General features: G+C 63.6%; 8 protein-coding genes. 5 read left to right on the top strand and 3 right to left on the bottom strand.

Annotated features, from left to right (window positions below):
* The 3 genes from HMPREF3157_RS10625 to HMPREF3157_RS04290 form a co-directional block, all read left to right on the top strand.
* On the top strand, positions 1-265 hold a 265-nt coding region (locus HMPREF3157_RS10625; protein WP_210386264.1), incomplete at its 5' end, for an LPXTG cell wall anchor domain-containing protein.
* Positions 266-372: 107 nt separating this feature from the next.
* Complete coding sequence (locus tag HMPREF3157_RS04295; RefSeq protein ID WP_083288052.1) at positions 373-861, top strand: GNAT family N-acetyltransferase; 489 nt, start codon at positions 373-375, stop codon at positions 859-861.
* A 4-nt stretch (positions 862-865) separates the two neighbouring features.
* Positions 866-1231, top strand: coding sequence for a DUF4298 domain-containing protein (locus HMPREF3157_RS04290; RefSeq protein WP_070435610.1), 366 nt, complete (start codon positions 866-868; stop codon positions 1229-1231).
* Positions 1232-1300: 69 nt separating this feature from the next.
* Here the strand turns inward: HMPREF3157_RS04290 and groL are convergent, their stop codons facing one another.
* The 3 genes from groL to HMPREF3157_RS04275 all read right to left on the bottom strand — a co-directional run bounded on the left by groL (position 1301) and on the right by HMPREF3157_RS04275 (position 4256).
* The gene (gene groL, locus HMPREF3157_RS04285) at positions 1301-2935 is read right to left on the bottom strand and encodes a chaperonin GroEL (protein ID WP_061212358.1); all 1635 of its coding nucleotides are present in this window, start codon (positions 2933-2935) and stop codon (positions 1301-1303) included.
* A 311-nt stretch (positions 2936-3246) separates the two neighbouring features.
* Entirely contained in the window at positions 3247-3900 is a 654-nt protein-coding gene (locus tag HMPREF3157_RS04280) for a LytR C-terminal domain-containing protein (protein ID WP_070435609.1), read from the bottom strand.
* A 119-nt stretch (positions 3901-4019) separates the two neighbouring features.
* The gene (locus tag HMPREF3157_RS04275) at positions 4020-4256 is read right to left on the bottom strand and encodes a DUF3263 domain-containing protein (RefSeq protein ID WP_070435608.1); all 237 of its coding nucleotides are present in this window, start codon (positions 4254-4256) and stop codon (positions 4020-4022) included.
* Between the two features lie 36 nt (positions 4257-4292).
* Here HMPREF3157_RS04275 and HMPREF3157_RS04270 point away from each other — a divergent pair, with 36 nt between their 5' ends.
* Together HMPREF3157_RS04270 and HMPREF3157_RS04265 are read left to right on the top strand one after the other, a co-directional pair.
* Positions 4293-4985 carry a uracil-DNA glycosylase gene (locus tag HMPREF3157_RS04270; RefSeq protein WP_070435607.1) on the top strand — a complete coding sequence of 231 codons (693 nt, stop codon included), beginning with the start codon at positions 4293-4295 and terminating at the stop codon, positions 4983-4985.
* A 250-nt stretch (positions 4986-5235) separates the two neighbouring features.
* Positions 5236-5964, top strand: coding sequence for a TetR/AcrR family transcriptional regulator (locus HMPREF3157_RS04265; protein ID WP_070435606.1), 729 nt, complete (start codon positions 5236-5238; stop codon positions 5962-5964).
* Positions 5965-6000: the final 36 nt, after the last annotated feature.

The following is a 6000-nucleotide window of genomic DNA, read 5'->3' as shown; positions in this document are numbered from 1 at the left end:
CGGCGAACCCGGTGAGCCCGGTGAGCCCGGTGAGCCCGGTGAACCTGGCGAGCCTGGCAAGCCTGGTGAACCCGGCAAGCCCGGTGAGCCTGGCAAGCCTGGCGACAACGGCATGACCAAGCCGATCAAGAAGGTTCCGGCTAGGGGTGGCAAGCACGCCCTCCCGCGCACCGGTGCTGAGACCGGCGGCCTCCTCGCCGCTGCTGCCTCGCTGATCGCCGGTGGCGCAGCCCTCGTGACCCGCCGCCGCAAGAGCGAGCAGTGAGGTAACGCCTCACACATCGTTCAATAGTTGAACACACAGTGTGGCCCCCACTTCTTCGGGAGTGGGGGCCACACCCCGTTAACGCCACACCCCGTTAACATCGAGACATGAGCGAACAAGTGCGCATCATTCGCGTGAGTCAGAGCGACCCCCGGGTCAGTGCCCTGCACGCCGAAAAAGACGCCGAACTCGAGCCTCGCTACCGCGCCTACTACACCGCCCATCCCGAATACCAGGGCCGCAGCGACGAAACCCTCGACCCAACCACCATTCTCACCACCCTCCTCGCACTCAAAGGCGACAGTGCCGTTGGCACGGTTATGCTTCGAGCACTCGCCGATCGTCTCGAGGTGAAACGGCTTATCGTCGGAAAGAAATACCGAGGCCAAGGCATCGCTACCCAGCTCATGGAGCACATCGAAGAGGAAGCCTCGACCCGCGGCGCAACCGCGCTCTACCTCCACACCGGCAGCCTCCAAGAGGACGCGATCAGCCTCTACACGAAAACGGGATGGCGACGCCTCCCCCAGCTCTTCGCCCCCTACGAAGACGACGGTGTTTCCCAGTGCTACGTCAAGGAGCTCGTGCCACACTAAGGCCATGAACAATAACGCCGCTCCCGAAGAGCACACCGCCGAACAAAAAGCAGCCCTCGAGCGCCTGACCGTGGCTCAAGACAATCTCGTGAAGTCTCGCGAAGCATACGAAAAGGCCGTCGAAGGACTCGAAGCCATCAAGGCTTACAACGAAGCTATGAAACCCCTCATGGCGTACTACGACAACGGCTGGCTCGCCGATGTCACCACAACCGAATCAATTGATGAGCGCCCCGAAGCTGCCGGCGAAGACGAAATCTGGGACATGCACGGCGGCCAGTATGAGCTCATGCGCGAACTGCTCGCCATCTCCTCGCACTTCTTCGTTCGCGTTCCCGGCGAAGAGGGAGAAGAAGAGCAGGAAGGCTAACGTCTCCATCAAGGCATAAAGGAACCCTCGCACTCGAAAGTGCGAGGGTTCCTTCTCGTTAGCGGGCGATCACATCATGCCGCCCATGCCTCCCATGGCGTCCATCTCGCCACCGGCAGGAGCCTTCACCGGCTCCGGCTTGTCAGCAACAACGGCCTCGGTGGTGAGGAACAGGCCCGCGATCGACGCAGCGTTCTGAAGAGCGGAGCGCGTCACCTTCACCGGGTCGAGCACGCCAGCCTCGATGAGGTTCTGGTACTCGCCGGTTGCGGCGTTCAGGCCCTCGCCAACAGGGAGCTGCTTGACCTTCGATGCGACAACGCCACCCTCAAGGCCAGCGTTCGAAGCGATCTGCTTGAGCGGAGCCTCGATCGCGACCTGCACGATCGATGCGCCGGTCGCCTCATCGCCCTCGAGCGAAAGCGACGCGAACGCGTCCTTGCCCGCCTGGATCAGGGCCACGCCGCCGCCGGCGACGATGCCCTCCTCAACGGCAGCCTTCGCGTTGCGCACGGCATCTTCGATGCGGTGCTTGCGCTCGTTGAGCTCGACCTCGGTTGCGGCACCCGCCTTGATGACGGCCACGCCACCGGCGAGCTTCGCGAGGCGCTCCTGGAGCTTCTCGCGGTCGTAATCCGAATCCGAAACCTCGATCTCGCTGCGGATCTGCTTCACGCGGCCGGCGATCTGGTCGCCGTCGCCCGCGCCCTCGACGATGGTCGTCTCATCCTTCGTGACAACCACCTTGCGGGCACGGCCGAGCACGTTGAGGTCGGCGGTCTCGAGCGACAGGCCAACCTCTTCCGAGATCACGGTGCCACCGGTGAGGATCGCCATGTCCTGGAGCATGGCCTTGCGCCGATCGCCGAAGCCGGGAGCCTTCACAGCAACCGACTTGAACACGCCGCGCAGCTTGTTGACGACGAGCGCGGGAAGCGCCTCACCGTCGACGTCCTCGGCGATGATCACGAGCGGCTTGTTTGCCTGGATGACCTTGTCGAGAAGCGGCAGCAGGTCCTTGAGCTGCGACACCTTCGACGAGGTGAGCAGGATGTACGGGTCCTCGAGAACGGCTTCCTGGCGCTCCGGATCGGTCACGAAGTACGGCGAAATGAAGCCCTTGTCGAAGCGCATACCTTCGGTGAGCTCAAGCTCGAGGCCGGTCGTGTTCGACTCCTCGACCGTGATAACGCCTTCCTTGCCGACCTTGTCGAGAGCCTCGGCGATAAGCTCGCCGATTGCCGGGTCAGCGGCCGAGATCGCGGCGGTGTTCGCGATCTGCTCCTTCGACTCGATCTCGACGGCCTGCGCAATGAGCTTCTCGCTCACGGCGGCAACGGCCTTGTCGATGCCGCGCTTGAGGGCGATCGGGTTTGCGCCCGCGGCAACGTTGCGAAGGCCTTCCTTCACGAGGGCCTGCGCGAGAACCGTAGCGGTCGTCGTGCCGTCGCCGGCAACGTCGTCCGTCTTCTTTGCGACTTCCTTGACGAGTTCCGCACCGATCTTTTCGTACGGATCCTCGAGTTCGATTTCCTTAGCGATCGACACGCCATCGTTCGTGATGGTCGGTGCGCCCCAGGACTTTTCGAGGACGACGTTGCGTCCCTTCGGCCCAAGGGTCACCTTCACGGCGTCAGCGAGCTGGTTCATGCCCCGCTCGAGGCCGCGGCGTGCTTCTTCGTCAAATGCGATGAGCTTTGCCATGAGTGGTAACTCCCAGAGTGTGTGAGTGTGCTCCAGTCAGGTGCCCGCGACGGACGAGCCTTGCCCTCCCCTTCACGTCTGGGTCGGTGGGGCTCTCACCTCACTGGAAATCTCGCGGTGGCGTGTGTGGGGTCCGACGGTTGCCGGGAACCCGTTGTCACTCACGCCATGCGAGTGCTAACCCATCATAAGCACTCTGAGGCGAAGAGTGCTAACGCTCGCTGGGAATTTCTCTGGGAGCGTGATGGCACACCTCCGCGGCGCCTCTCGAGACGCGCATCGCGGAGGCCATTGACGCGCTGCAGCAGTCTTTACTCGCCGTCGTCGCCTTGCTCCGCGCCGTCAATTTCGGCGAGATCACCCGGCTCCTCGACGATGACAACCGTAATGTTCGCCCTGTACTTATCGGACTTCTCAGCCTCGACACCGACGTACTTCGCGAGGGCCTCGGCGGTCGCCTTATCCTCGTCATTCTTGTAGTAGACGCCGGCGTTCTTGGTGCGCTTACCCGTGTCGACATCGACCTTGGTCCAACCCTGCTCTTCGAGAGCCTTCTGCCAACGGCCAGCCATGCCCTGCTTCCGCTTACCATTGAGCACGAGAACCGGAGCTTCGCGATCGACTTCAGGGGCTGGTTCCTCGGAAGGCTGTTCGGTAGCACCCTCGCCACCGTTATCACCCTCGCCGCCATTGTCGCTCGCGGCAGGCTTGTCATCGCCGGAGTCCGCCGGAGCCGACGTCGATGACTCCGCTGGAGCGGGAGCATCCTCGCTCCCCTTACCCAGACCCGACACGGCCCACAGAACGAGTGCGAGCGCAAGCAGCGCCGCGACGATCACGATGATCGTCGAAAGATTCCGCTTGAAAAACGGCTCCTCAGCACGGTGCGCGCCGTGGGCGCCCACCTGATCGGCCTCGCGGTCAAACTGGTCCGGTTCGTACGGGTACGTGCTCTGATCTGCCACGAGGTCATGCTATCGGTTAACGCTGGCCTAAACGGCGATTGGGCACGCGGCGCGCCGAGGCAACAAACCCCATAGTGCTGCCCTCCCCCACGGCGACAACGACGGCGCGACATGTACGTCTAGGAACGCGTGCGTTCACGCAACCGTCGGACCACACTTGGCGCATACCGCACCGCCGCGGGCTCCCGCATGAGCCGCACGAGCCGCGCGTGATACCCCGCCGGCGTCAGCCCCGTAAGCCGCAGGATGTCGCGTTCCTTTGCGCCGGCGCTGCGGTACACGCGCGCCTCGAGATCGAGGATCGCGCGATCTGTTTCGCTCAGCTGCGGTTCATCGGCCAGTGGCTCATCGGTCATGAATTCAAGTCTAGGCACGCCCCGTACCCTGGGGGCATGAATGAGACCGCGCTGCCTCCCCTGACCGACATTATGGCCGCCGACTGGGCCGAAGCCCTCGCGAGCGTCGAACCGAACATCCGCCAGATGGGCGCCTTCCTGCGCGCTGAGCTCACCGCTGGCCGACGCTACCTCCCGTCGGGCGAGCGCATTTTTCGCGCGTTCGAAACCCCGCTTGCCGATGTGCGGGTGCTCATCGTCGGCCAGGACCCCTACCCCACACCGGGCCACCCGATCGGCCTAAGTTTCGCCGTCGAGCGCGACGTGCGCCCACTGCCCCGCTCGCTCCACAACATCTACCTCGAACGCGAGAGCGATCTAGGAATCCCACCGAGCGCGCACGGCGACCTCTCCGCATGGCAAAACCAGGGCGTCATGCTCCTCAACAGGGCACTCACAGTTGCTCCAGGGGCACCCGCGTCGCATCGCGGCAAAGGGTGGGAACAGATCACGATGCGCGCTATCGAGGCGCTCGTCGAGCGCGGTGGACCGCTCGTCGCGATCCTTTGGGGTCGAGACGCGCGCTCGCTCGCCCCGATGCTCGCCGAGGGTGGCGTGAGCACTATCGAGTCGGCGCACCCGTCGCCACTGTCGGCGCGCCGAGGGTTTTTTGGGTCGAAACCGTTCTCGCGCGCGAACGCACTCCTCGCCGAAAGCGGCGCGGAGGCCGTGGACTGGAACACGCCTTGACCTGCCCGCTTGTGCGCAGCCACCGAAAGCACGTGACCTCCCCCACTCAAGCTGCAGCACAACAACCAGTGAAACTGCACCAACCATTAAAGTTTTGGCAAAATCCCAGGTCCAAGGCCTATAGTGACTGAACTAAACGCGCGTAAAGGCCCAAAACGTCCCACTTGCATTCGTAGATTCAAGGCCTATAGTTACGAAGTCGTTACATACCGGACCAGCCACATGGCACACCTGATTGGAGTCCACGGGAATGAACACCCCCCGCCATCACGACGAAGAGCTGCGCCTCGAGCTCATCGCAGAAGCGTCGAAGGCGCTCGCCAAAGGCGGCCCCGCAGCGGTCTCCCTCCGCGACATCTCCGCGGCCTGCAACACCTCGACTACCGCCATCTACTCACTCTTCGGCGGAAAGAAGCAGCTCCTCAACTCTGTCGTTGTCAGCTCCGCCAGTGATCTCGCGAAGCACCTCACCGAGGTTAAGCGCGAACAGGATCCCGAAGATTACCTGGTTGGGCTCGCCACCGCCCTCCACGACTGGGCAGTCAACAACCCCGAACTGTTTGACGTGATCTTCAACCAGGCCGACCAGGTTCCTGACCGAGCAGCGCAGGCCAATGGGGCACCGGGAGCGGCGAGCGCAGCAGCCGCCAAGGATTCCGACGCCACCCCGGACCCGATCGGGTTCGGTCTTTCGCGTCGAGACAACCATCTGCTTACGGCGTTCCGCGCACTCGGCACCGATATCGACGAGTTCGAAAGCATCGCAAAGCACCTCGCGCAGGCAATGTCGGAAGGCCGCACGAAGTACGGCGCCACCGTCGACACCTCCCCCTCCGATGCCACAACGCTCCTGCGCGCCGTGTGGGCGAGCGCCCACGGGTGGACTCACCTCGAGATCCAGGGCTTCATCGATGCGGCCGGCTTCAACGACTTTGTGCGCGCGACGGTGAAGGCAGCACTCAAGGCAAGCCGCGACTGAGCCCTGTCCTCCCCTTCCCTGCTTAGCCCCCTGCCC

This window comes from Dermabacter sp. HMSC06F07, from assembly GCF_001807345.1.
GTDB classification, from domain to species: domain Bacteria; phylum Actinomycetota; class Actinomycetes; order Actinomycetales; family Dermabacteraceae; genus Dermabacter; species Dermabacter hominis.
Note: the sequence above shows the minus strand (reverse complement) of the source record. Positions and strands in the feature narration are given on the sequence as shown.

Coding starts and splice junctions, on each gene's coding strand:
- groL (WP_061212358.1), bottom strand. CDS start 2,935: ATGGCAAAGCTCATCGCATTTGACGAAGAAGCACGCCGCGGCCTCGAG.
- HMPREF3157_RS04265 (WP_070435606.1), top strand. CDS start 5,236: ATGAACACCCCCCGCCATCACGACGAAGAGCTGCGCCTCGAGCTCATC.
- HMPREF3157_RS04295 (WP_083288052.1), top strand. CDS start 373: ATGAGCGAACAAGTGCGCATCATTCGCGTGAGTCAGAGCGACCCCCGG.
- HMPREF3157_RS04290 (WP_070435610.1), top strand. CDS start 866: ATGAACAATAACGCCGCTCCCGAAGAGCACACCGCCGAACAAAAAGCA.
- HMPREF3157_RS04270 (WP_070435607.1), top strand. CDS start 4,293: ATGAATGAGACCGCGCTGCCTCCCCTGACCGACATTATGGCCGCCGAC.
- HMPREF3157_RS04275 (WP_070435608.1), bottom strand. CDS start 4,256: ATGACCGATGAGCCACTGGCCGATGAACCGCAGCTGAGCGAAACAGAT.